Source organism: Halobellus sp. EA9 (assembly GCF_051195055.1).
GTDB classification, from domain to species: Archaea; Halobacteriota; Halobacteria; order Halobacteriales; family Haloferacaceae; genus Haloquadratum; species Haloquadratum rubicundus.
The window spans coordinates 37,212-61,468 of record NZ_JBNTJW010000010.1 but is presented as its reverse complement, the minus strand read 5'-3'; the positions used below and the strand labels follow the sequence as shown (position 1 = coordinate 61,468).

General features: G+C 61.1%; 24 protein-coding genes. 5 read left to right on the top strand and 19 right to left on the bottom strand.

The window, feature by feature from the left end; genetic code table 11:
• Positions 1 to 199 precede the first annotated feature (199 nt).
• Together ACQUQ0_RS13340 and ACQUQ0_RS13335 are read left to right on the top strand one after the other, a co-directional pair.
• The gene (locus tag ACQUQ0_RS13340) at positions 200 to 676 is read left to right on the top strand and encodes a hypothetical protein (protein WP_435185740.1); all 477 of its coding nucleotides are present in this window, start codon (positions 200 to 202) and stop codon (positions 674 to 676) included.
• The gene (locus tag ACQUQ0_RS13335) at positions 673 to 1,125 is read left to right on the top strand and encodes a hypothetical protein (RefSeq protein ID WP_435185738.1); all 453 of its coding nucleotides are present in this window, start codon (positions 673 to 675) and stop codon (positions 1,123 to 1,125) included. Before ACQUQ0_RS13340 ends, ACQUQ0_RS13335 begins: the two co-directional genes overlap by 4 nt.
• Positions 1,126 to 1,458: 333 nt before the next feature.
• On the opposite strand, the gene ACQUQ0_RS13330 is transcribed toward ACQUQ0_RS13335, so the two are convergent.
• From ACQUQ0_RS13330 to ACQUQ0_RS13270, 13 genes are all read right to left on the bottom strand, one after another.
• The gene (locus ACQUQ0_RS13330) at positions 1,459 to 2,319 is read right to left on the bottom strand and encodes a DNA-binding protein (RefSeq protein ID WP_435185736.1); all 861 of its coding nucleotides are present in this window, start codon (positions 2,317 to 2,319) and stop codon (positions 1,459 to 1,461) included.
• A 586-nt stretch (positions 2,320 to 2,905) separates the two neighbouring features.
• Positions 2,906 to 3,166, bottom strand: coding sequence for a HalOD1 output domain-containing protein (locus ACQUQ0_RS13325; protein ID WP_435185734.1), 261 nt, complete (start codon positions 3,164 to 3,166; stop codon positions 2,906 to 2,908).
• An 85-nt stretch (positions 3,167 to 3,251) separates the two neighbouring features.
• Positions 3,252 to 3,581, bottom strand: a complete 330-nt coding sequence (locus ACQUQ0_RS13320) for a hypothetical protein (RefSeq protein ID WP_435185732.1) — start codon at positions 3,579 to 3,581, stop codon at positions 3,252 to 3,254.
• Positions 3,582 to 3,587: 6 nt separating this feature from the next.
• On the bottom strand, positions 3,588 to 3,938 hold the full coding sequence (locus tag ACQUQ0_RS13315) for a hypothetical protein (RefSeq protein WP_435185730.1): 351 nt from the start codon (positions 3,936 to 3,938) through the stop codon (positions 3,588 to 3,590).
• A gap of 79 nt (positions 3,939 to 4,017) precedes the next feature.
• Positions 4,018 to 4,344, bottom strand: a complete 327-nt coding sequence (locus tag ACQUQ0_RS13310) for a DUF7558 family protein (RefSeq protein ID WP_435185728.1) — start codon at positions 4,342 to 4,344, stop codon at positions 4,018 to 4,020.
• On the bottom strand, positions 4,344 to 4,634 hold the full coding sequence (locus tag ACQUQ0_RS13305) for a hypothetical protein (protein ID WP_435185726.1): 291 nt from the start codon (positions 4,632 to 4,634) through the stop codon (positions 4,344 to 4,346). The genes ACQUQ0_RS13310 and ACQUQ0_RS13305 overlap by 1 nt, the downstream gene beginning before the upstream one ends.
• A gap of 73 nt (positions 4,635 to 4,707) precedes the next feature.
• A complete protein-coding gene (locus ACQUQ0_RS13300; RefSeq protein ID WP_435185724.1) occupies positions 4,708 to 5,253 on the bottom strand; it encodes a hypothetical protein in 546 nt (181 codons plus the stop codon).
• A gap of 182 nt (positions 5,254 to 5,435) precedes the next feature.
• Positions 5,436 to 5,876, bottom strand: coding sequence for a hypothetical protein (locus ACQUQ0_RS13295; RefSeq protein ID WP_435185723.1), 441 nt, complete (start codon positions 5,874 to 5,876; stop codon positions 5,436 to 5,438).
• Between the two features lie 608 nt (positions 5,877 to 6,484).
• Positions 6,485 to 7,294 (bottom strand): nucleoside phosphorylase, encoded by an 810-nt coding sequence (locus ACQUQ0_RS13290; RefSeq protein WP_435185721.1) that lies wholly within the window; start codon positions 7,292 to 7,294, stop codon positions 6,485 to 6,487.
• 39 nt (positions 7,295 to 7,333) lie between these two features.
• On the bottom strand, positions 7,334 to 7,939 hold the full coding sequence (locus ACQUQ0_RS13285; RefSeq protein WP_435185719.1) for a class I SAM-dependent methyltransferase: 606 nt from the start codon (positions 7,937 to 7,939) through the stop codon (positions 7,334 to 7,336).
• Positions 7,936 to 9,054, bottom strand: a complete 1,119-nt coding sequence (locus tag ACQUQ0_RS13280) for a cysteine desulfurase family protein (protein WP_435185717.1) — start codon at positions 9,052 to 9,054, stop codon at positions 7,936 to 7,938. Before ACQUQ0_RS13280 ends, ACQUQ0_RS13285 begins: the two co-directional genes overlap by 4 nt.
• 182 nt (positions 9,055 to 9,236) lie before the next feature.
• A complete protein-coding gene (locus ACQUQ0_RS13275) occupies positions 9,237 to 9,560 on the bottom strand; it encodes a rhodanese-like domain-containing protein (protein ID WP_435185715.1) in 324 nt (107 codons plus the stop codon).
• Positions 9,561 to 9,725: 165 nt separating this feature from the next.
• Positions 9,726 to 10,460 carry a helix-turn-helix domain-containing protein gene (locus ACQUQ0_RS13270; RefSeq protein WP_435185713.1) on the bottom strand — a complete coding sequence of 245 codons (735 nt, stop codon included), beginning with the start codon at positions 10,458 to 10,460 and terminating at the stop codon, positions 9,726 to 9,728.
• Positions 10,461 to 10,549: 89 nt separating this feature from the next.
• Here ACQUQ0_RS13270 and ACQUQ0_RS13265 point away from each other — a divergent pair, with 89 nt between their 5' ends.
• Positions 10,550 to 11,662: an MBL fold metallo-hydrolase gene (locus tag ACQUQ0_RS13265; RefSeq protein ID WP_435185711.1), complete on the top strand. Its 1,113-nt coding sequence runs from the start codon at positions 10,550 to 10,552 to the stop codon at positions 11,660 to 11,662.
• A 4-nt stretch (positions 11,663 to 11,666) separates the two neighbouring features.
• The gene (locus ACQUQ0_RS13260; protein WP_435185709.1) at positions 11,667 to 12,956 is read left to right on the top strand and encodes an MFS transporter; all 1,290 of its coding nucleotides are present in this window, start codon (positions 11,667 to 11,669) and stop codon (positions 12,954 to 12,956) included.
• Between the two features lie 166 nt (positions 12,957 to 13,122).
• Here ACQUQ0_RS13260 and ACQUQ0_RS13255 read toward each other — a convergent pair whose 3' ends face one another.
• The 3 genes from ACQUQ0_RS13255 to ACQUQ0_RS13245 form a co-directional block, all read right to left on the bottom strand.
• On the bottom strand, positions 13,123 to 14,649 hold the full coding sequence (locus ACQUQ0_RS13255) for a primase-associated protein (protein ID WP_435185707.1): 1,527 nt from the start codon (positions 14,647 to 14,649) through the stop codon (positions 13,123 to 13,125).
• On the bottom strand, positions 14,646 to 15,530 hold the full coding sequence (locus ACQUQ0_RS13250; RefSeq protein WP_435185705.1) for a DNA primase: 885 nt from the start codon (positions 15,528 to 15,530) through the stop codon (positions 14,646 to 14,648). Before ACQUQ0_RS13250 ends, ACQUQ0_RS13255 begins: the two co-directional genes overlap by 4 nt.
• Positions 15,531 to 15,600: 70 nt before the next feature.
• Positions 15,601 to 15,735 (bottom strand): hypothetical protein, encoded by a 135-nt coding sequence (locus tag ACQUQ0_RS13245; protein WP_310902033.1) that lies wholly within the window; start codon positions 15,733 to 15,735, stop codon positions 15,601 to 15,603.
• Between the two features lie 58 nt (positions 15,736 to 15,793).
• Here ACQUQ0_RS13245 and ACQUQ0_RS13240 point away from each other — a divergent pair, with 58 nt between their 5' ends.
• Positions 15,794 to 17,080, top strand: a complete 1,287-nt coding sequence (locus ACQUQ0_RS13240; RefSeq protein WP_435185703.1) for an RNA-guided endonuclease TnpB family protein — start codon at positions 15,794 to 15,796, stop codon at positions 17,078 to 17,080.
• Positions 17,081 to 17,094: 14 nt separating this feature from the next.
• Here ACQUQ0_RS13240 and ACQUQ0_RS13235 read toward each other — a convergent pair whose 3' ends face one another.
• Genes ACQUQ0_RS13235 through ACQUQ0_RS13225 form a run of 3 tightly spaced genes read right to left on the bottom strand, consistent with a single transcriptional unit; the run spans position 17,095 to position 24,251 of the window.
• Positions 17,095 to 20,919: an ATP-binding protein gene (locus ACQUQ0_RS13235; protein ID WP_435185701.1), complete on the bottom strand. Its 3,825-nt coding sequence runs from the start codon at positions 20,917 to 20,919 to the stop codon at positions 17,095 to 17,097.
• Positions 20,912 to 23,146: a VirB4 family type IV secretion system protein gene (locus tag ACQUQ0_RS13230; protein WP_435185699.1), complete on the bottom strand. Its 2,235-nt coding sequence runs from the start codon at positions 23,144 to 23,146 to the stop codon at positions 20,912 to 20,914. Before ACQUQ0_RS13230 ends, ACQUQ0_RS13235 begins: the two co-directional genes overlap by 8 nt.
• Entirely contained in the window at positions 23,130 to 24,251 is a 1,122-nt protein-coding gene (locus tag ACQUQ0_RS13225; protein WP_435185697.1) for a hypothetical protein, read from the bottom strand. Before ACQUQ0_RS13225 ends, ACQUQ0_RS13230 begins: the two co-directional genes overlap by 17 nt.
• Positions 24,252 to 24,257: the final 6 nt, after the last annotated feature.

Sequence of the window (24,257 nt, the reverse complement as noted above, 5' to 3'; positions counted from 1 at the left end):
AGCGGAGGTGAACTATGTCCCATCGAAATCGCTCCGTGTGGCGGGAGTGTCCAGAGTGCGGTGAAAAGCAGAAGGTGAAGCAAGGAGGCTGGGCGACGTGCCGAAACTGCGGCGAGAACTTCCGTGCATAGGCGACAGCGAACACGGTGGAATCTGCTGGTCAACCCAATTTATTGTCCATCCTCCAGTTCCCGGTAGTATGAGCGTCTTCCTCATCCAAACGAATGGCCGCGAAATCAGCGAGGATGCGAAACCAGAGTATATCCGCGGTGCTATGGGCCCGACATTCGTTGATGAGCCGCTTCGACATCACCGATATTTCAACGCAAATCCCTACTGGAAACGTGAGGGATACGAACGTCGCGATGCATGGGAAACCGCGACCGGGGGAGATACCGCGCTTCTGTATTGTTCATCCTCCGTAGACGATCACCCGACCTGTCTCAGCCATATTCTTCCGATCGAGAACAAACAAATCGACTCAAAAGGCGCGCTCTTGGAGTTTGAGACGTCGATAGAGATTGAACCCAAAATCAACTACCAAGACATCCAGCGGCTCGTTGACCAAGGAGAGTTCTCCGAGAAGATGGGTTATTGTGGCCAGCAGGGGTTCAATTTCACCCAGGTCGCACCTTCAGACTTCGACAAAGTCAACGATCTTACGACCCAAGTATGAACGAAGACGAGGCACGGCAGGCGGTCTCTGTTGCGCTTGAGAAGGTCAACGACGAGGATGCTGATCTACTAAGGTTCGATGTTAACGAGAGGAGCATTACTCATCGGCTCGGAATGTACCTACAGGAAGCTGTTGAGGATCCTTGGGACGTAGATGTTGAGTACAATCGTGTCGGTGGCGATGAAACCAAAGAGGTTCCAGAGGAATTGCTCACAAGTGGAAGCCAGGGACGAGTAGTACCGGACGTTATTATACATCAACGAGGCTCCGGAGAGCATAATATCCTCGTAGTCGAAGCGAAGAAATCGGGGAATCCCAGCGGCGGTGACCGCCAGAAGATACGAGCATATATGCAACACTTAGATTATGACTATGGGCTGTTTGTGAGGTTTGAGACAGGGCAAGATTTCGATGACCCCGGGTATTCCTGTGAATGGCAATGTCGGTGAGTTTAGTGAGATGTGATTGGGATCGATTGATGACTATTGGCCCTACAAATGGGCCTCAATATCCAATTTCTCTCGAGCATTTACCCCGCAGATTTCATAGATGCAGTCGTCCTTGAACTCATATGACTGCGCTTGGTTGCCCGCACCTATTGCGGCTAGATGACTCCATTCGGGAAGCGTACCGATCTCTTTGAATCTCGAGATAACCGTTGGATCACTACTCGAGGTCGTGGCTGCGCGCGCAGCGACCGGAGGGAGCGAGCACGGAGCGGTGGGCGGGGCGGCGGGGCTTGGGCCGGTCCGGCACTCACCAAAAAAGAAGGGCATCGGCCTCTACTCTTCCCACCAGCGGTCGTCGCGCTCTGGGAAGACGATCATACTGTCGTAGGTGACTGCGAGGGAACACCGCCCCTGGTACCAGTTCTTCTTGAGCGCGCGCATCCGCACCCGTTCACCCTCTCGGACGAATTTTGGCTCTGAAGCCGTCCAGGACGTGAACTTGATTTTCCCGGTGTCGTCTGCGATGAGACCGACTTGGGCTATGGCTGAATCGCTCGGAGGCCAGAGTTTCACGATCTCGCCTTCGATGCTCACCTCGTCGGTCTGCACGTCCGGGACGTCCTCGATCGGGCAGATGGCGCCGGGGGCCGCCTTGAGCGCGTCCATCGTGTCGAACACTGCTTTGGTGATGTCCTGCCCCTTGGCGACCCGCTTTGCGAGTGCCCGCGAAACGGCTGCCCGACTGTGACCGGTGCGAAGCCGCTGTGCCATCCGGTCTGCTTCCTGGTTCACCTCCGCCAGCTCCATCCGGGAGAGGCGTTCACGCGGATCCGTCCGTTCGGGGGTGCGCTCCGCCCGCTTGCGCTGCCGCCGTTCGGTGACGACCTCGCGAGTCCGCTTCGCACGGCCGTCTTGGGTGCCGAGTTCCGCCTGGGCGCTGATGTGCTCCAGTTCGGCCTCTCGGGCGCGAATCTTCTCTTCCTGCGCGAGGGGCAGGTGCGAGAAGTCTTGGACGATGCCGTCTGGGTGGTTGGAATCCACCTTCGCCTGCTTTTCCTGCTGGACCGTCGCCTGGAATTCCGGCTGGTCGTCGACGACCTCGAAGCCGTCCTCGTCGACGCCGGCGTCTTCGGTTCGTTCGAATGCCTGTTCATCCACCGTAACGACCTTGCGACTCGAGTTGTTACTAGACATTGGAGTCTCAGTGCTCCGAAGGCGCTCGCGCGCCGCCACCGCGATGCCCCTAACATCGCGGTTTTCCGACGACGTCGACGACCGATAGCACCGACTGCGCGCTCTCGCTCGCGCCTTCGCGAGCGCCCTACCGGGCGCGAGCGAGAGCGCGCCCGAGTGCGGCGACCCCAACCAGCACCGCGCGCCGACCCGCCCGGAGCGAGCGGCCAGCGGAGAAAGCGTGGGGGGTGAGCAGCCACGCCGCGCAACCCCCCGCGCTTTCCCGCTGGCGTCGAGGGCACATTCACTTTAGCCCGGAACGGGCGCGGGCGGTGCGGAGAGCGCCCGCACGCCCGGAATGGTCGGTCGCGAGCGACGCGGAGGGCGGCAGCGGCGAGCGGGGCGGGCCGTGACGTACACACCTGTCCAGCCGGCCGCGCCGCTCGGCCAGCCATTCACCGTCCTGGCGGACTCAGAAAGGGCGAGGCCGCCTCGGTCGTCCCCCGACCCCGCAAGCACCGCAGGGACGAGGAGCGCAGCGGTGGTCGCGGGATGCCGAGCGGCCGAGGGCTTTCAGGAATCGTCTCTGTCGACAAATCCGAGCGCGTTACTGGTTCGGTGACCTGACTGGCTCGTCGAGAGGGATGTCGACGCCGTCGTGGGCGACAGCGAGCTGAATCCCTTCCACAGTGAACCGGACCTCGACATCGCCGGCTGAGGAGGCGAGAAGCTGCTCGAGTGCCTCGACGTCGACGGCGTCGTGGAGCTGATACGAGTCGGTGGGGAGCCCGTGGGCTTCTAGTGTCTCGACGATTTCAACGAGTAGATCGGGGGATGGATCTGAGTCTCTCGGGGTGGAGGGTGCCATTATGGCCTCGACGGGTAGGTAGGACGAACAGGAGTTAAAAAATGGGGGCTTGACGGTCTGTCGCTGCGGCCTTTCAACCGGTCCCTCAGTGGTCGACCTGTGCGTTTATCTCCTGAAGGAACCAACTGGCTGCGGTTCCGATCCGAACGCCGTCGACGTTGCGCATCTCAAGGCCGTTCGTGGCGGTCCGAAACGGCTCGTCGTCGACGAGGATGCGGTGGATGACTGTCCGGACCGACTCCGTTCCGTATCTGTCGACGAGATCCGCGACCGCCGTATCGAAATGCGCATCCTCGTGCTCGGTTCGCGGGTTCTGCGCCCGGTGGATCACGAGGTCAACCACATCGTCGACCGATGCGTGCTCGGGATCTCCGGTTTGCTCACGAACGTTATAGTTGGCCTCTGTATCAGGCATTGCGAGTCACTCCGCCGCGTCGTCCGTATCGGTCCTCGCCGAGTCGGTTGCTCGTTGCTCGCGGATCGCAGCCAGCGTCTCCTCAAGCGTGTCCACACTCCCGATCGCCGCGAGCTCGTGGGTAATCTCGTCGATGAGTGCGGCTCGCTCGACGGCAGTCTGGTCGCCGGCGGTCGTGTCGATCGATTCAATCCGGAGCTGCCGCATTTCGTGCCAGCCACAGTCCCAACAGTCTCGGCTCACCTCGATACGCTCATCCTCTTCTGATGCAAGGACTGCGTCGGACAGCGACGTCGAAAGCGGCCGGTCCGGTCCGACCTCGAGGGTGACTGTAGAGCCGCATGCGGGGCAGTCCATAGGCATCCTGAGGAGCCCTCACCTGTTGAAGATAGTGGACCTACCGCCGTGTCACCCGTGTCGACGACTGCTCGGTGCGTCAGTCCGTGACGATGTGCGCCCCGAGGTCGCGCGTCCAGTATGTCGCGAGCCCGCCGGGACTACAGCGAGCGCACAGTTGCAATGGGCCTTCCAGATGCCCCAATTCGACCCGGAACCGGGTGAGCGCCGCGAGCGTGTCGACGACCAGCCCACAGCCGTCACAGACGACGTGATCGCGCTCGTCGGGATCCGGCTCCATCTGAATCGCGCAGTCGACACAGATCGGGTGAGTGACCCGCTCGTCCTGTCCCCAGGTATGGGCCTCGCCAGTTTCGGTGCCGGGCGGGGCATCGCAAAACGCACAGCCGACGAGGGTCTGCTGCATCACTCGTCCTCCCCGTCGGAGTCGCGGCCGGCCGCCCAGCCACGGTGGAAGACGGCCAGCTGTGTCGTCGAGTCGAACGTGGTGCCGCTCGGCTCATGAACCAGAACATGGTCTTCAGGAACCGGAGTGACGACGGCCGCGTCGACGAGGTCGTTGACCAGTCGCTGGGCCGTCGCGTCGTCGATGTCCGCCGTGTCAACCCGGGCGGCGTCACGGTCCTGGGCGAGCAGTTCTTTCTCGAACTGTTCGTAGTCGCGACTCGTGTCATCGTGCGGATCGGGGCCGGGCATGGTGAGTCACGCAGCGCACGCTGTTGCGCGCTGCACGCCTCCTGGCGCAGATAAACAGTCAGGGCCGACAGTATCAGTCCGGTCGCGGGTCGCGATAGCCGATGACGGCGACGTCGTCGATGAACAGGACGCCCTTCATGAAGTCGAGCTTGGTCAGGCTGTGCTGGTAGAGGTTATGCCGCCCGAGATAGTTCACCGGCACTACCAGACAGCCGAACTCGATCTTCGGCCGCCCGTCCTTCTGGGTGCGGTACCCCTTCTGGAACTTGAGAAGGTCGTCGCTGACGTTCTTCCGCTCGCTCTTCTCGACCTCGATGGCGATGCGGGCGTCGGTGTCGTAGAGGTCGACGCTGTAGTTAAACCCCTGATGCGACCAGAGCTTGCAGTTCGGGTTGTAGCCGCCGGCGGCGTCCCCTTCGTACTCGTACTGCGAGAGGCCGTCGGCGATGGCGGCATCGAACCCGCCGACCTCCGTGTGTTTCGTCGACCCGTCGAAGACGCTTGCTGGGACGGCCTCGACGGCTTCCCGAATCGACGCCAACGAATCATCCGGAAACGTCTCGGACGAGGTTTGGGTGCGGCGCGCGCTCAGTTTGGTGACCTCCTCGACGACGACCATACTCGCACTCGACGAACAGTGCCCCGATAAAACCCGTCGCGACGGCCCTTCGAGCGAACCGGCCGCCAGGATACACTCACTCGAGGGACAGGGCGGTGGGTGGGGGCGAGGGAGTGGATCCAGCCCCAGAGTTAACCAACACTGTGTCGGTATCGGTTCGGAATGTTGGTTAAGTCTAGCCGCTACGGTGTCTGGAGCTCTCGAACTGGCTTCACGACGAAGGTGTCTGGCTCGCTGGCTGCTCTCTCACCTGACCGCTCCGCCGGCGTCGAGGGCGACTGCGTGAGCTGGGTGATGAGTTCGTCGCGAACGGTTCGTCGAGGGACGGTGGTCTCGTGCCAGCCCAGTCGGTCGTCGAAGTGCCGCTTCTGGAACTGCTCGCCGACGTCGTCGGCGGCGACGTACTGCGTCCGCGTCGACCGCCCGACCTGCCGGGAAATGAAGACGGCGCCCACAGCCTCGTGCGTGAGTTCGACGAGGGCACACTCCACAAGGGCGACGACCGACGCGTGATTCCGGTCGGTCGGAACCGCCATCTCGAGGTCCGCCCACGGCGCCTCATCGTCGGGGGTAGTTCCTGCGTGATCTGCTGCTCGTGTCTTCCTGCGTTGTTCCGAAGCCATCGTCTATCGGGGGCACGTGATGCGCCCCGCCACCCCATCGTGGGGGCGACAGACACCACCGAAACGCACCCCGTCAACCTATGCGCTACATCTGATACTTCTGTAGTTCCGCTACCCCTGTGATGGCCCCTCGGCCTGAGAGAGCCGGCGGCCTTCGCACATTGCATATCGCATCTTTCTTTGGACGAAAACCGCGATATGCAAGACAAAATAACGGACTCAAATTGCAGAAGAACCCCGTCGGGCCGATTTGAGAGCGTAGAAAGTACCTCGACATATTCGAGGATCGCTCTGGAAGTCCAAAATTTGCTCGACGGGCGGGTGATGAAGGTAAAATCGGGAGTATCTGAATTGCTTCGGGTCGCTGCTCTATCTGTTCTGGACATCTTGAAGCTCATCAAATCTCCACTTCGACCCGCGAACCACACCCTATTTGCCTGATTCTGGCCGTCTAAGCCGGCTAAAAATTGCCCGACGGGAACTGAGAACGATTCATTTTGGATTGCAGATAACCCCTCGTAAAACCGAGGTATTGGGCTGTTTGCAAGCTCTTAAGCGGGTGAAACTACCCCGCTGAATCCAGAGGAGTGTCGGAAACAATTGGAACCTTAATTCAGCGATCTCCACGCAGTAGCAGCCGTAGTGATCACCTCTAATGCATCTTGACTTCCGTTTGCGTCTCCTTTTTCAAAATCCTCCTCAGTCTGCCCCATCTGGTTGGTAACATGCGCGAAGCAAACCACCGGACGTTCTCGAACGGCCGCGAACGTATACAGTGCTGCAGCTTCCATTTCGACGGCAAGGATTCCTTCTGACCGAGCACGTTCGATTGCGGCCTCCGTTTCCCGGAATGGAGCGTCAGTTGTCCACGTTGCTCCCGTATACACGGGACGAGACACTGTTTCACACGCCTCTTCGACCGAAGTACGAAGCTCGTCATCGAGAGTCGCATAGCGACTCGTCGAACAGTAGTGGTGACTCGTTCCTTCGTCGCGGAGCGCGCGGTCGATGAGAACGAAGTAGGGCGGATCGTCCTTTGGCACAATCTGCCCTGAGGAGGTTACGCTAATGAGAAATTGGCAGCCGGCGGCGAACAGTTGCTCCGCAAGTAGCACAGCGAACGACGCTCCAACGGCGCATCCCACGATGCCGAATTCCTCATCATTTCGTTCGAACCGATAGAGGTCGGTGTGGTAGCCCGGCCACGCTTCATCTTTGTGTGCTTCGTCGGTGGCCGTCAGCTCGCGGACGATATCTCCATCTGGATCGAGGATACAGATGTCCGGGACTGAGCGTTCTGGGAGATCCTTCTGCCGTCGAGCGTTCTCCAGCAGTGCTTCCGGCGAGAATACAGATGATTCGTCGAATTCTTTCGCCTCGAAGAGCGGAGACGAGCCCGGATCGGCCGAGTCAGTCATGTAGTTCGTGTTCACGGAACCCGGGCAAGGATATTGTGGTCACTCAGGCAGGGTCCCGACTACCGCTGAGATTGCAGCTGTCGATGGGTCTGTGCTCTCGAAGACTTGCTCGTCGGAGATGCCCAAGAAGAACTCCTGCTCACCCTCAACGTATTCAAGTATCGTGTCCGCCAACGCCTCAGAGTCCCGGTGAACCATCCGCTGGAAGTAGGATCCTTCTCGCTGGAGATTCGATTGAACGTACTCGGAACGTGTGTTCAACACGAGTGCAACGAGAGTCCCGCTAGGAGCGAGTACGCGAGTCGCTTCCGCAAGGACTGCACCGATATCGGGAATGAATTCGAGTGTCGAGACGGAGACGACAGCATCAACGGACGCAGTTGCGATAGGGAGCGCGGTCGCATCTCCGAGAACGAACGGTGCAGTAACTCGATCCTGTGCTGCCTGGATCATCGCCTCCGAGCGATCCACTCCGATCATTTCGTGATCGGGAAACCGTTCTTCGAGCGAGCCGATGCCGCAGCCAACGTCCAAAATCCGGTCGTCCGTATCGACGTGCCGTTTCACGTATGCGGCCTCGCGGTCCATGACAGCCGTCCCAAACTCGCTCTCACAGAATCGAATGAAGCTCTCGACGTCGCTCATGTCCTCGCCTCTTCGAGAACGCGTCCGAGTTGATCTTTGACGTACTGGACGTCTTCGCTCGTCGTATCACGGCCCAGTGAGAACCGAACCGCGCCGAATGCCAGGTTGGTATCGATGGCCATCTCCATCAGAACCCGCGAGGGGGACCGATCACCGGAGTGGCACGCAGACCCGCTCGACACAGCGATGTCGTGGTCAGCGAATGCCTGAACGAGATCAGCCCCTGACAATTCAGGGAACCCCATCATCGCATAGCCCGGAAGTCGTCGGTCAGGGTGACCGACGAGGGTTGCATCGGTTTCGGTCTGGAGTGTGGCGACTAGTTCATCACGGAGTTCACCCAGTCGTTCTCTCCGTTCCACCATGTCGTCCACAGCGAGTTCAGCAGCTTTCCCCATTCCGACGATCCCTGGGACGTTCTCGGTTCCGCTGCGGAGGCCACGTTCTTGACCGCCGCCGTGAATTATCGGCTCCAGTTCGACGCCGTCACGGACATACAACGCACCCACGCCCTTTGGTCCGTAGAACTTGTGCGCACTGAGGCTCGCCAAGTCGAGTCCGAGCTCATCGACGTCGATTGGAATCTTCCCGGCTGACTGGACCGTGTCCGAATGGAACAGGACATCGTGCTCGTCGGTGATTTCACCGATAGCTTCCAGCGGCTGGATGACCCCAGTTTCGTTGTTGGCGTGCATAACGGAGACGATGGCTGTGTCCGGTTGAATCGCATCGGCGATGTCTGTAGGATCGACACGGCCGTCTCGCCCCGGAGTCACCCGCGTTACGTCGATACCGTGGTCTTCCAGCCAAGTGGCCGTCTCGACCACCGCTGAGTGTTCGATCGTCGTGGTGACGACGTGTTGCCCGTCAGCCGCCTCGACCGCCCCTTTGAGCGCGAGGTTGTCGGCTTCGCTGCCTCCGCCCGTGAACACGATGTTCCGAGCACTCGTGCCGAGGAGATCGGCGACTGCTGTTCGTGCGTTGCGGACCGCGTCAGCCTCGGCAGTCGCATAGACCGCCGATGGATTGCAGTAGTGCTCTTCGAGATACGGCTGCATCGCGGCGATGACCTTCTCGTGTGGTTCCGTCGTCGCGGCGTGGTCCAAGTAGATCATTAGTAGTGGTTAAGACGCAACATCAGTTCTTGAGCGCTTCAATCTAAAACTGAGGCGACTCTCTGCCATAATTCGTTGGCTGGGTTCCCTCTCTGGGAGAATCAGCACCGCGACTCAAGCCATCCTGTAACGGAGTTTCCGTATGAACCTCGAAATTATCCTGAGGACAGTGGTCTACTCGGCTACTCTTGATTTTGTTTCCACGCGTCCAACCCGCCTTCAAGGGCTTTTGCGTCCTCTCCCTGTTCCTGAAGCTGACGTGCTGTTTCGGTCGAAGCGACTCCCGCGTCACAGACCATAACCAATTCCTCATCGCTCGGAAGATCGTCCAGCGCCGCTAATGCCTCTTCGACATCACCCGAGAGAAGAGCCTCTCTAATTGGTCGATTCTCACTTCCGCTAATGTGCTCCTCTTCGTAGTCCGCTTCTGACCGGATATCGACCACACAGACATCCTCATTATTCTCCAACTTTTCTCGAAGCGTTTCGGGGTCAATCGATGTCATCTACGAAATGTAGCCTCTTAAGAGATAAGATGGTGGTGACTTCGGTTAATAGGCGAATGACGGCTGTACTACTCGTCTACCGATTCTACGGTGAACACGAATCGTATGAGGCGTTCTAAGACATCCCCATCGGGTAGCAAATGTTCACCCCGGTGATTTGGGAGACTAGTCGGCAGCGTGTTCGGCCTGTTGCATCTTAGCTACGCCCAGTGGGTCAGCTGTCGATGTCGCAGTGACCAATCGCAAGAACTGGCCCGCGTTTGTGAGGAGTTTGTTCTCGGCCTTCCGAAGGTGTTCTTCGAAGGTCGAACGAGCGACGGCTGTCTGTTCGGCCAGTTCTCGGAGGGAAGTCTTCCGCGGTTGTTCGTAGTAGCCGCGTTCCAGTGCGAATTGGAGTGCCGCTAGCTGTCGGTCAGTGAGGTCCTCGAACAGTTCACTCGCTGGAGCCAGCATGCTGTGGGGGATCTGCGTCTCCGAAATCGAGGTCTTCGAGAGCAGTTCGATCTGCCTGTCGGATCGCAGATCACCGAGTAACTCCCGGATGTCTTCACCATCGAATGCGACTACCGTGTAGTGTTCCCAGCCTTGGCGGTAGATCGTCGGTGACTGATACAGACAGTTGTGCTCCTCAAACCGGTCGATGATGGACTCTTCCAGTGAACAGAGACACGACTGCGTGACGACGTGATACCCGTCTTCGTCCTCCGATTCGTGGAGGACAGTCCCTAACTGACCGATCTCATCGAGTAGCTCGTCAGTCGGCGTTGCCTCAGAGCTAATCTCGAGCACTTGGCAGTCGCTCAACGGCCACTCACGTATCGTCAAATCCGGGTAGCGCTCTGAGATTTCTCGGTACGGACACTCGTGTTTGACCCGTATCGAGGCCTCGTACAGACTCATACGACCAACTTTGGGCTGGTCAGAATTAACGGTGCCGGTCATGTCCGGCAGCGCCTATATGCAAATATACCCTCTATTCAGGAATACCGATGCAGGAGATCACGCCGGAAGAACTCAGCGAACAATTGCGAAATGGTGATGACGAGCCGCTTATCCTCGATATTCGGCACGAAGCGGATTTCGAGGACTGGCATATCCCGGGCAGCATCAACGTCGATGTCTACGACCAATTAACAGACGACCCTGAACAGACCAAGGAAGCCCTCTCAGACCTTCCCCGTGACGAGCGGGTCGTCACTGTCTGTGCCGCTGGTGTCGTCTCTCAAACCGCGACAGAAGTCCTCCAGGAGCTGGACTACGATGCTGTGACGCTCACCGATGGAATGAACGGCTGGAGCCGTGTCCACCGCCACGCGGAGGTGCCCGCTGATATCGATGGCACGCTCATTCAGGTCGCACGCCCGGGAAAGGGCTGCCTCTCGCACGTTCTCGTTTCACACGGTGAAGCAGCCGTCTTCGACCCGTCACACTATCTCGACGAATACGAGACGATCCTCGACGAGTACGACGTCGAACTCGTCGGGGTCTTCGACACGCACGCCCACGCCGACCACGTCTCGGGTGCGGCAGAACTCGCCGACCGGCACGGCGTCCCCTACTATCTCCACTCGAGGGATGCACTCGCCATCGACGCGACGCCAGTCGAGGATGGAGAGACCGTCTCAGTCGGCAGTCTCGACATCGAGGTCATTCACACGCCGGGACACAGCGAGGGGAGCGTCTCATTCGACATCGAGGGCGCCGCCCTAATCACGGGCGATACGCTCTTCCACGAGAGCGTGGGCCGCGTCGAACTCGGTGTCGAAGCGGGAATTGAAGACTCCGACGTAAAGCAGAACGCGGCGACGCTCTACGAGAGCCTCCAGCGATTATTGGACCGTCCAGACGACGCACTGGTCCTGCCAGCACACGACCCTGGCTCGCCCGAACCACCGGTGACCGCGACCCTTGCGGAGGTCAAGGAACGGAACGACGACCTCGGCCGCGACCGAGAGGAGTTCGTCCGCGAACTCGCAGCTGACATCCCGGATCACCCGCCGAACTTCGAGCGCGTCAAGCGGACGAACGTCGGACAAGAATCGGTCCCTGCCGACGAACTGGCCGAGTTGGAACTGGGCCCCAACAACTGCGCTGCTGAATGAACCCATGAGTACGGGAACTGAAATCAAACAAGGAATCCGCGAGCACCTCGGACAGTTCTCACTCCACGTCCTGCTGGTGTTCGCCACCGGCCTGACCATCGGGTCTGAACGGACCGTCGTCCCTGTGCTGGGCGAAGAGGTACTCGGCGTCGAGTCGTTCCTCGTGATCGGCTCGTTCGTCGTCTCGTTCGGGATCGTGAAGTCGATCCTCAATCTCTACGCTGGCAAATGGGGTGAGGAGTACGGCCGCAAGCCAGTACTCGTCGCGGGGTGGGCAACGGCACTCCCCCTGCCGATCATCCTCATCTTCGCTCCGAGTTGGGGCTGGATCACCGTCGGGAACATCTTACTGGGCATCAACCAAGCGTTGACGTGGAGTATGGCGATCAACGCGAAGATCGACCTCGCAGGACCCGAGCAGCGTGGCCTTGCGGTCGGCATCGACGAGTCGTTCGGCTATACTGGCGTTGCCGTCGGGGCATGGCTCACAGGGGTTATTGCCGGTCAGTGGAGCCTCCGGCCCGAGCCGTTCTACTTCCTGGCTGTCGTGGTCGTGCTGGCGTTCCTCATCTCCATCTTCCTGATTAAGGAAACCGTCCAGTACGCCCAAGCCGAAGGTGACGACGACCACCACGACGCGAACCTGCCGTTCAACGAGGTGGTGAAGCGCGCGACCTACGGTGACAAGACGCTGTTCGCTGCGGCGCAAGCTGGCCACATCGAGAACTTCGTGGATACGCTGTTCTGGATTGCCGTCCCGCTATATCTGGTAAGCCAGGGTCTTGGTATCGCGGCTGTCGGTGTCGTCGTCGGTGTCCACAGCGCGATGTACTTCCTCCAGATTGCGACTGGTGGACTTGCTGACCGTATTGGTCGCCGCCCGCCCGTCATCTGGGGGATGTTCCTCGCAGGTGCCGGCGTCCTTGGAATGGTACTCGTCGAAGGGTATCTCGCGTGGGCAGTCTTGGCCGGGATCTCCGGTCTCGGTATGGCGTTGCTGTATCCGAACCTGATGACTGTGCCAAGCGACGCCGCCCACCCGACGTGGCGGTCTGCAGGGATGGGCGTCTACCGGATGTGGCGTGACTCCGGCTATGCCGTCGGAGCCATCCTAATCGGGCTCTCGATGGAGTTCATCAACGCAGAGGCCGCATTCTATATGACAGCACTCCTGATGTTCGTGTCTGGTGCAGTCGTGTACGTCTGGATGGAAGAGACCCACCCTGAGTTCGGGACTCACGAGCCACCTTCACCTGCTCCTGCGGAAGCGGCCTCAACTATCTCTCAAGACTAGTTCGGCAATTCGAACTTTTGTGTTCACTGCCTGTAGCCGCTTTTCGATCTAATTTAGATCAGCTTGGATCAGACGCTCTGCTAAGTATGCGGCCTGTACGTACTCAGCATAACTGTTGGATTATCCCACTAACTAACGATCCAACAAACGCAGGGAAGTCTATGATTCAGAATTGCTCAGCGGGACCAGCTGATTCCTCCTCGACCTGCTCATACATCTCATCCGGGAACGGGAGACTGCCCCAGATCGAGTAGGGGCACTGGTCCTGGCCGATGCAGTAGCGCTGCAGATCGTCATTGTCGCAGTTCATCGGCAACGGCGTGTCGCCGTCGATCGTGTTCGAGAATTCGTAGCGAACCTGGTACTCGGTCTTCTGCTCGTCGTACCACGGCCACCGGGAGAAGACGTCCTTGAGGTCCGCGACGATCTCGTCGAGGCTGCTGTCTTGGTACTGCGGGAGCCACATCACCATCCGCGCGAAGTTGTAGAGATCCTTCCGAACCGGCTTCTTCTCGTGTAGCCGCTCCTCCATATTCGCCATACAGGGGAGTTCGAAGAGGTCCTCGATCTCCCGGACCTCGATCTGTTCGGCGCCGGTTCCGGCTCGTCCGATTCGGTACGTATTGACGCGCCCGTCGCGGTCGATGGTGACGGCCGAGTGGGACTCGTGGTCGGCCAGCGTCTTCGCGAGACTGCTTGGACTCGAGATCCAGTCCGTTACAGAGGATTCCCACTCGTCCTCGGCGTCGTACGCCGTAACCGCTCGGTAGAGCTCCTTCGCCGTGTGGAACTCGCCCGTTTGCGCCACGTCGTCGGGGGCGTCACTCAGGGCCCGCCGGAGGACGCGGATCGTCCGTTCTCCACGGTCCCAGTTCCGCCAGATTCGCTCGTGATGGCCGGTCTCGAGGAAGCGATCGATCCGCTCCGTGATCGCCGATTCGTTCGTTGTCACCCACGTCAGCTGGTCGTCGGAGAGCCCGTCTTCTTGCACCCGCAGGAGCTTCTTGAACGCCCGCTCAGCGTAGTCCCGATACTTGCTGTCGAAATCACCGACCGGGACGTACAGGTTGTTGTCCTTCACTCGCGTCAGTATCTCCCCGCCATCGTCACTCCCCGTCGATGACTCGCCCTCCGCTCGAACGAGACATTTGCGTGACGCCGCCGCCATCGGGATTTCGAGGTACAGGCCATCCCCGAACTCCGGCATCTCCGTGATGCCTGTACAGACCCGACCCGGATGCGGGCCCTCCTCACCTGGCTCCTTGCTGTACAGTACGTCGGCGATGTCCTGTTGGAGCGACCCATCGCCGTGGGCGCGGATGAGGGAGGCGAGATTGTTGACGTACAGCTCCCGGATGTCGTAGAGCACCTGGATGTTCCGGGGCGACGCGTGCTCGAACTTCGGGTGCTCTTTCACACAGATCGCACTCAACGTGGCGAGCACGGCGAGCGTCCCCGGCTCGTCGACAAACGGCTCCTCGGTGGCGTCGGCACGAACCTGCTCTTTGAACGCCGCCGTCCCGAACCGCTCGACGTCGTTCACGAGGTCCTCGGGTTGGTCCTCGCCGTCGACGATGTATCGATTGTAGCCACGTGTAAACAGCTGGTTGATGCGGGTCTCACCGTACTCCAGCGGGAGTGCCGCAACTCGATACGCTATGTCCTCGTCGTCGGTGGGCGTACTCGGACTCATTCGTCGATCACCTCGGGTGTCGCCGACCGAACGTCGAACGCCGGGCTCTCGATTGGTTGAACGATGCTACAGACATCGGCGTGCAGCGAGTAGGGCAGGCGAGCGACACGTCGGCGGTCGGCCGTCACGACGGGATCGATCGGGATGTCGTACGTCTCGAGGAGGAGGTCGTTCAACACCTCGCGGCTCTGCACGTCGTATCGGTGCGCCGGGTCGGTATCCAGCAGGTAGACGTGGACACCCTGCCCGCTGTAGACGACCATCGTTTCCTCGGCGTCGAAATCGTCCTCGAAGATATCGCGCACCTCGAACCCGTACTCGATGGCGCGGTCGACGTCTTCGAAGGCGTACGGATACCCCTCGGGAGCGGCGTCGAGGATACCCGCAGCGTCGAGGAGCGCATCGTCGTCGCGGTCGTCGACGTCTGCCGAGACCATCTCGCCCGCTCGGTCTCGGGCGATCTCTTTCGCGTCGATGTCGACGAGGAGGACCCAGGGTCGTTCCCAGTGATCCAGCGCGTAGTAGACGGCGTCGGGCCGTGGGTCGGGTTGCTCCAGCACCTCCGGATCAGCAAGCGCGAACTCGCTCCGCCCCAGCGGGTCGTTGCGAGCGGGGTGGCGAATGAACTCGACGACGTCCTCGAAGTCGTCGAACTCGGGCGTCGTTCGGTCCCCTGACGCATCTGTTTGCCACGTATCCCGCCGGATGAAGTCCTTGGCCGGCACCTCGTCTTTACGAACCGGGTGGGACTCGCGGAAGGCGACGGCGTACTGTTTCGGGCCGGTCGCCGTGATGAATTCCGGCAGGTCATCCAGATAGCGGGGGAACTCCTCGGCGTAGTAGGCGTAAATCTCCTCGCGGGTCGCCTGTCGCCAGGTCATTGTTCCTCCGGCGGGAGACGGCGCCGTTCATGGCGCAGCTGTCTCCCCCAGTTAGCTGATTGTCGGCCCTCTACGAGTCCTCGCGTTCCAAGCACTTCGCGCCCTCGAGCATCAGCCCCTTCCAAGTGTAACCGCGTTCGTCCTTGAGTTCGCTGAGGCGCTCGTGCTGGTCGTCGCTTACTGTGAACCGGACTTCTTTCCCCATACATACGTGAGTTTACCGTGTTCTTTTTGTGTGTTACGGTACTACTGTTCACCGTCGGATGGCCGCCGAACGAACCGTCACGAAGACGCTTGAGGCGACGACAGTCCCGCCGACGGCACACAAACAGCGTCAGCTTGAGGACACTGTAGCGACGTACCGCGACGCACTCCATACTGCCTTCGAGAGCGGGGCGGACACGCAATCGGCGGTCAACGACATCGTCACCGACTACGACCTTACCTCCTACGCCAAGGACGCGCTCAAACAGTACGTTCCTCAGCTTCGGGAGACCTTCGACGCTGAGGAACTGGATGAGGATCACCCAGTTCGATTCACCAACCGCGGTTTCCGTCTCGATCATTCGCCAAGCCGTGAGTACGAGTTCTGCTGGCGGGTCCCGCAAGCGGGCCGTGGCAACGCCTTTTGGATCCCGTTGCGGATTAATCCCGCACAGGAATCGCTCTGGTTTGACGTGCTCGATGGTGAGGTCTCTGTCGGCGAATTCCGGTTGATCCAAAATCGGAGTACGTGGACCCTCCATGTTTCCGTCGAGTACACCGTCGACGATCCCGAGCCAGACGAAGATCCGACCTTCGTCGGATTCGATATCGGTGAAAGTGCGTTGATCACGGGCTGTGCCCTGCAACGCGAAACGCCGACGAAGCCACTGTTGATCGACGGTGGCCGGGCCCGACACCTCCGCAAGGAGATGTATACTACGCTGCAACGCCTCCAAGAACGTGGTGCCGCCGACTGGCGAATCGAGGAACGATTCGGCTACCACCAGAATGCACTCACGGATATCGTCGAAAAGGCTTCGCGGGAGGCTGTCGAATACGCCCGCCAGTTCGACGACCCAGTAATCGTCCTCGAGGATCTGTCGTACATCCGTGAGAACTTGGATTACGGCGCGTATATGAACCGGCGGCTGCACACGTGGGCCTTCGCTCAGCTGCAAGGTCGAATCGAGGACAAGGCACTCGAGGCAGGGATTCCGGTTGAGCACGTCCGGCCGGACTATACCTCGCAGATTTGCCATGCGTGCGGCCACGTCGGTCGCCGTGACGAACAGGCTGAGTTCCGTTGTACAAACGACGAATGCCACATCACCACGTTCCAAGCCGATATCAACGCCGCGGCGAACATCGCTCGCCGCGTTGATCCGTGGGGTGAGAGCGTTCCTTGGAAATCGGAGCGCGATGACACGCCACGGAATGGGAGCCCCTGTGACAGGGCCGCGGAACGCCGAGAGGCGAGTCGGGAACCCCGACAAATGACTCTCTCGGAGTACGGTTCCGAAACCTCTGAGATCGAATTTTCCCTTGTAGGAAGCTCCGTCCGTTAGGGCGAGTGAGGATGTCACTGGTTGAGTTCTTGATCGAGATTCTTGAACCCTCGAACGGTGGTCAGGCCCGCAGCATCGAAGTCGTCGACGGCGTCTCTGATGGTCGCGAACGACCGTGCCGCCCGCCCGCTGACCCGCTCGTCGATCCGATCCGCGTCGGCAAGGCTCTCCAGGACATCGAGCGTCGTCTCGCGATTGTCGAAGGCCCAAATCGCGTCTGCGTCCACCGCGCTGAGTTTGTCGTAATCCTCGACCGGGGCGTGCCGGTTGTTACTCGCGAGCTCTGCTTCGCCGGCCCAGACGACATCGCCGTCCGCGTCGAAGCCGGCCACGTCCAGTACGGTGCCGTCGTCGGTTTCGTAGTACGGTTCCACGCGAACGACGTCCTCCCGCTGCTGGAGCCAGAGCTCGAGGAGCCGAACGCCAACCTTGTGTGGCGTTTTCTCGCCGAGATCGCCCGCTCCTGGTCCCGCCTTCAATTCTCTCCCGAGGAGGTCTCGACCGTCCGGGAGGACGGTGTAGTACTTGCGCCCCGCCGCGGAGTCCGCTTCCAGGAGGTCCTGTTCCGTGAGCTGCTCCATATGGAGGTCGTCGTATTCGTCCCGAAGCTGGCTCATCCTGTCCAGTAGCGTGTACTCGTCGTCCTCTCGGTTCATCACGTCGAGGACCCGATTCAGGAACCGAACGTCGTCACGGCTGAGCCCGCGTTGTCGGAGTTCGTCATCGGGGACGGGTACGCTGCTTTCCTGGACGGGCGTTGCCCCGTTCTCCGGCTGCGGTGCTTGGTCACCAGCTGGTTCCTCGTCCGTCTCGGTGGCCTGCCCGAACAGGGGGCTCATTGCTGCCTTGTCTGCATCTGGGTCGCTGTCCGTCTCGGACTGGGTGGTCGATATCGATGCGTCCTCGGTCGTCGATTCACTGATGAACGCGGATTGCGTCGGTTCCGTTCCTGAGTCGCCGTCGGCAGCTGAGCCCGTCGTCTCACCCCCCGAACTCCCCCAGCCAGTCTCCTCCGGAGTAGTGTTCGACTCAGTCGGCTCTGTCAGCCCGTACTGGGCCTGTGTCCGTTCGACCATCCGTGGCCGGGACACGGACTCGAAATGGTCTTCCTGGGGGTCTGTGAGCGGCTGGTCGCTTTCTGGATGCCCCGGCGCAATCGGGAGCGGCTTCAGCGAAAACGGCGGCGGCCCAGTCTCGCCGAACGACGGGCTCGGGAGTTGGGCGATCCACTCGCCACTTGGGAGCGTGTTGATTCGGTTGCGGAGTTCGGTGGGGCTGAGGTCCTCGTGGGCGAGCGACTCCGCGAGGTCGCGTTCGATCGAGATGTTGCCAATGAGCTTCGTCTTGATGTTGTTCAGCACCTCGTCGTAGGCCCGCTCGTTCCGGTTCCGCACCTGTTCAGGGAACTGCATCACGAGCCCCATACTCAGCCCGAACGATCGGCCCTGCGGCAGTAGCTGCTCGGAGACGAGCTTCGTCGACGCGACCGGCGCCGCCTCCTCGATGATGAGGTTCGTGAGCTTCTCGTAGTCGGTCTGGCCGTCGCGTCGGCGCACCTGCACGGCGTCCCAGAGGTTGCTCAACAGCAGGAGTGTGATCGCTCGCTGTGCCTCCGGTCGGAGGTCACCGAGGTCGAAGATGATGGTAGCGTCTTCATCGAGGAACTCGCGGAAGTCGAAGCGGTTGTCGACGTACTCGCCGGCGTCGTTCTGCTCGGGGACGTGGCTGAAGATCCGCCGGAGATGCGCGTCCTCTTTGAGCTTGTCGAGGCGGTTCCCGACGGCATCCATCGACACTTGGAACTGGTGGTTGTCCTTCGCGAAGTGGCGCGTCAGTGATTCCTCGATGTTCTGGTTGTCCGCCGAGACCGGGGGAATCGTCTGGTCGCGCTGCATCCGGAGCGCGGCGGCGAAGAGGTCGTCCAGCCCGAACACGTCGCTCCCGTACTCCTCGTCGAACAGCGCCTTGATCAGGTAGCTGAGGATCTCGTTCGCGACGAACGCCTGCCCGTATTGCTCGCGGCCCATAATCATCCGGAGGATGTCGTGGAAGTGGTCGACCTTGTCCTGAATCGCGTCCTCACGGTTGCGACCCGCTTCGAGCGCAGGGCGGATGTCGAAGAACGAGAACGCGGGAATGGTCTCCGGGACGCGGAAGTGGTAGACGTCGTCGAGGCCCCCAAATCGTTCGTAGTGGCAGCGCAGGTAGTTCTCACACATTCCGTCCCCCTTCGGGTCGACGAGGACGACGGGGCCACCAGTCGACTCGCGAAGCGAGAGGGCGTCGTTGATGATGGCCTTCGACTTCCCGCCACCCGTCGACGCGAACCGCCCGTAATGCGTCGGCAACAGGTCCGGCGGGATCCGGATGGGGTCCGGTCGTGGCTCACCGTTTTCGTCGAGTGCGTAGCCGATGGCCATCCCGTCCTGGAACTGCTGGATCAGATCCGGATTGGGCCACGGGAGCGGATTCCGACTCTGCTGTTCGGCTCTGGTTCCCCGCGTCCCCTCAACGGTCAACTGTTCGGAGGAGGGGACGAGGACGAAGTTCGCGAGCTCCGTCCCGCTGAGGACCAGCTCGGGGCGGGTCTTCCCTCGTCCCGTCGTCAACTCGCGATTGAGGAGGCGCTGGAGAGCGGCCCGTGCCTTCTTCTCCTTCGTCTTCTCACGGAAGCCGCTGTCCCGGAGGCGTTGCCCCTCGACCTCGTAGAACGGACCATCAAGCGGGTCGAACACGGGGAGGAGCGAGTCCATCCGGCCATCGAGATCGTCGCGGGTGTCGTCGGTGGGGACGCCGACGGCCCGGATGTTGACCGTGAACGACCGTTTGGCGTTCTTCGCATCGATGTACTCGATCCGCTTCTCGACGGCCTCGCTGAGCTGCCGGTCGTCCTGGTCGCTCCGTTGCTCCTCGACCTCGAGCAACGACCCGACGACCTCCTGGAAGAACGTGTCGCGGCCGTCGACGAGGTCCTCTTTCCGCACCTCCGCGTCGGACTGCCAGCTGGCACGACGTTGGAAGACGACCTGGAACGCGGTCGGCGCTGTCGCCTCCATCAGGTGGTCGATCAGCGACGCCAGCGCCGCGCCGGGTTCGTCGACGGACGAGAGGTCGCCGTCAGTTTCCTCTGCTGTGAACGGCGTCAGCGAGGTCATCCAGTCCTGCTTCCGTGACGCGGAGCCACACCACCGGACACCGAGCGGCGAGACAGCATCCTGTGCCGGGCGAGCCAGAATCGTTCCCGCCGGTGTCATCGTCGGCTTCTCGATGGCCCGTCGCTCTTCCTCGTCGTCTGGAAGTGCATCGGGCGGCGCTAGTTCGAGGGCTGCGTCTCCAACAGTCACGTGATGATCGGGGACGCTCGTGGCTGCTGTACCGCCGTCGACAACGGGGTACGCTTCGGCTGACTCGGAGTCCGCTGATTCCTCGTCGACGATGTCGTACTGTTCTGCCGGGCCAAACTCGTACTGCAGCCGCCCGGCTTCGTAGTGTTCGACGAATTCCTGCGGTGTGAGCTCGACTGGCTGAATGAGCCGGGCGGCGACGTCGACCTCGACGCGCTCGATGTCGAACGTGGCCGGATAGATGGAGCGGAGGCGCTTCTCGAGCGTATCGAGATGGGCATCGGCCCCGTAGAAGAACTCTACCGGGTCGTCCGGGCCATCACTGATCGCGAGGAACTCGAATCGGGGTGGTGTCTCACTGTGGAGTGGGTTCAGCTTCGCCCCGAGGCCCGACGAGCCGGGCGTGGTCAGTTTGTGGAGGCTGTCGAGGACTCGGGGGATGCTCTCCGGGTCAAGCCGCTCGGATGTCGGCGTGACGCGCAGGTACTCAGCCATCGTTGGTGTCCTCCGTTGACCCGCCGTCTGGCTCAGCTTCGACGGCGTCTGATTCCTCGTTCAGTTCGCTCGTTTCGTTCGTTCCGTTCGTTGCTCGGTGTTCGAGCTCTTCCTGGAACTCCTCCAACTCACTGTCGACGGCGTCGTCGCCGGCGCCGGGCAGTGTGGAACGGACCTGTGAGGTTGGGTCGAAGTCGATGACCTGCTTCTCCTTGGGCATCGCTTTGACCTGGATGCCGCGCCACTCGCCGTCGACGCCCACGAGTGCCTCGGAGAAGCCGGCGTCCTCGTTGCCCGGCACGGCGTCCTGGACGAACCGCATCTGCGCGTAGTTCAGCCCGAACTCGTCGGCCCACTCCTCGTCCATCCCGTCGAGGCGGTGGAACTGCTTGACTGCACACTGATCCAGGATCGCCTCGGATTCGGCGTGCTCGAAGAACTCGTCGACGGTCTGCGTGACCAGCCGGATCGAGAGGTCGTGGTGGCGGTGGTGACGGAACACCGTTTCAAGAAACGCCAGACTCGCGGCGTCCTGCATGATGTACCGCGCCTCGTCGATGTAGAACACGACCTCCTTCTCCGAGACTTTCGCCCGCTCGTAGACGAGCGAGATGAGCAACTGCATCGTCAGCGCCGTGCTGCTGTCGACGCTGCCCTCCTGCTGGGCGAGATCGAGGTAGATAACCTTCTCGTCCCGAATGTCGAAGTCGGACTCTTGGCCGAGGTTGGCGTGCCGACCGTCGTCCTCGAAGGGGCGGAGCTGGTCGAGTAGCCACGTCGCGTCTTCCTTGATCTTCCCCGCCTCCTCGTCGGACCGGACGACGAACTCCTCGGGGTCGTCAACCATGTCCTCGAAGACGTCCATCATATCCTGAATCGTCGGGCTCGGGTTGCCGTGCGTCGAGATGTCGTCGGTAATCCCGTTTCGCTTGTACGCCCGCTTGAGCCCGAGTTCGAGTGTCGTCCGGCGGTCGCCCAGCGAGATGCCGCGGAGGGCGAAGAAGTTGGTGAGGAAGCTCATCGCGTCGTCGAGCTTCTCGTTGAACGGGCTCGCGTCCTCGCCCATCGCCCGCTGGACGTGCTCGGGTGTCTCCCGAATCTCCAAGGGGTTCAAGCCGAGCGTCCCGCCGACCGTGATGCGTTTGGCGTCAAGCGCTTCGGCGACCCCCGCCCAGTTGTTCAGCGGCTCGAGGATGATGCCGATCCGGTCCTTGCTCTGCTCGATGGAGCGGATGAAGTTCTGCTTCGAACTGAACGACTTCCCCGACCCCGTGTCGCCGACGGTGAACATCGCGTAGCCGTTGTCCCGCGCGAACGGGTCGATGACGACCGGACTCTGGTTGTCCTTGTGAATCCCGAACTCGACGCCACCCTCCTCGAGGATCGTCGCGTTGTGCGGCGAGGACAGCAAGGCGCCGACGGCGCCGCCGAGCGCAATCGATGTCCGGCCGAATTCGTTGTCGCCGATGGGCGCGGCGGACTGGAGGGCGAGATCCTGCCGACAGATCGCTGTCTTCGGCGTGAGGTTCGCCGGGTCGTCGCGGAGTGCGCTCTTGACCTTCTGGACGGCGTCGCGGAGGTCCTCCTTCTCGTCGGCTCTGACCGTGATGCACATCCCCTGGTCGAAGACGTTCGCGCCGTTCTCGACGGCCTTGTACGTCGCTGCGGCCTCGTTGGCACGTTCCTGCAGGTAGGCACTCCGGACGCTCTGTTCGAGGTCAGCGTCCACCTGGAGGTCGTCAGCGATATCCTGCAGTTCGTTCCGGGCCCGCTCCTGGTTCTTCGGCGTAATGTGGGCTGTCAGATCGAACTGCACGTCCGTCATCTCGAAGAGTTCGGAGAGGTAGCCGTCGTTGGGGTAGTCCGGGTAGTCAGCGATGTACAGCGTCGTCGTCCACTGCTCGCCGACCCGTGCCGCGCGCGTCTCCCACTCGATTGCTGCCGGCGCTGTCACCGTCTTGTGTGACTCGGCAATATCGTCGAGGAGCTGGCGTTCGGCCGCGCCCTGTTCGATGGTCTCCTCGTCGAGCAGATCCGAGAACTCGACCTCTTCCTGGTCGTCTTCGGTGTACCAGTCCCAGAGGAGTTTTCCGCCGATACCGACCAGTACCGCGAGCAGGATGTAGAGGGCCGCCCCTTCAGCTGAGGTCGGATTCATGAGCCACTCTGTGAGCTGGCCGACGGCGCCGCTGCCCATCTGGAGGACGAGGTTACGCATCGTGGGCATCCTCCCGGCGCGAGTGGCCGATGATGGGTTGTTCGCGAACGACGCGCTCGGCTTCGTCGTACTCGTGTTCGCGGCCGTTCCAGAAGTCCATATTCAACACGAAGAGTTCGACCGTGCTGAGCCGCCGAGCGGACCACCCTGAGGCCTGCTGGATGAACTCCGACCGCACGTCGTTGACTCGGCTGTCGAGCTTCTCGAACATCTGTGCGCGGCGCTCGACGTCGGTGAGGTCCTCGCGGCGGGTTACGAACGGGTTGAACAGGAACCCGATGACGGGGAACTGCGTCAGCTTCTCGGCCGGTGTCCCCTCGTCTCGGAAGCGGTCATAGACCTCCAGCGGGGTAACTTGGACGCCGATGTAGTACCGCATCTGCTGGATGCCTCGTTCGCGCATCTCCTTCGGCCGCGTCTCCCGATACTCCTCGAGGAGTTCCCGGAAGATCGGGTTCTCTTTGACGTCCTCGTCGTTCAGGCGGTTTTCGATGTTCTCCGTAATCTGTTCGACCGGGAACGAGCGGGTCGTCGCGTGGAGTTTGAGCTTCGAGTCCAGTTCCTTGTTGGCAAACTCTTCGCCGGCGTCCTGGAGCTGTGCCCAGTCGTCGGACATCGCGAAGTCCATGTTGCCGGGGTCGATCTCGATGAACGCCTCCATCGTGCCGTCGGCGCGCTGGATCGCGCCAGCCCCCGGCCACGCCCGTTCGATGTTCGTGAGGTCCTGCGTCCGCTCGTCGGGCTTGAACGGCGTGTAGTTCGCGAGCCCGCCCTCGTTGCGCTCTGTCTCGTTGGTACTACTGTCGGCCTCCTCCGGGGCACTGAACGTGATCTGGGGGCGCTTGACGTAGCGATAGACGTCTTTCGTCCACGTCCACGCGTTGAGGTGGTCGGGCGAGACGTAGACGATCGCGACGCCGAACCCGAAGCCACCTGCGACGAACGGCAGGGCGAGTGATTCGATGCCGGTGAGGCCGGCGATGAACAGGCCGACGATCGGGAAGGCGATCAGGACGCCGACGTCGCCTTCCTCGATGTTGAGGTAGGGGATGCGACTCTCCTCACCGAACTGGTCCATGATGCGCCGTGCGGCTGCGTCTTCGTCGATGGACATGGATTG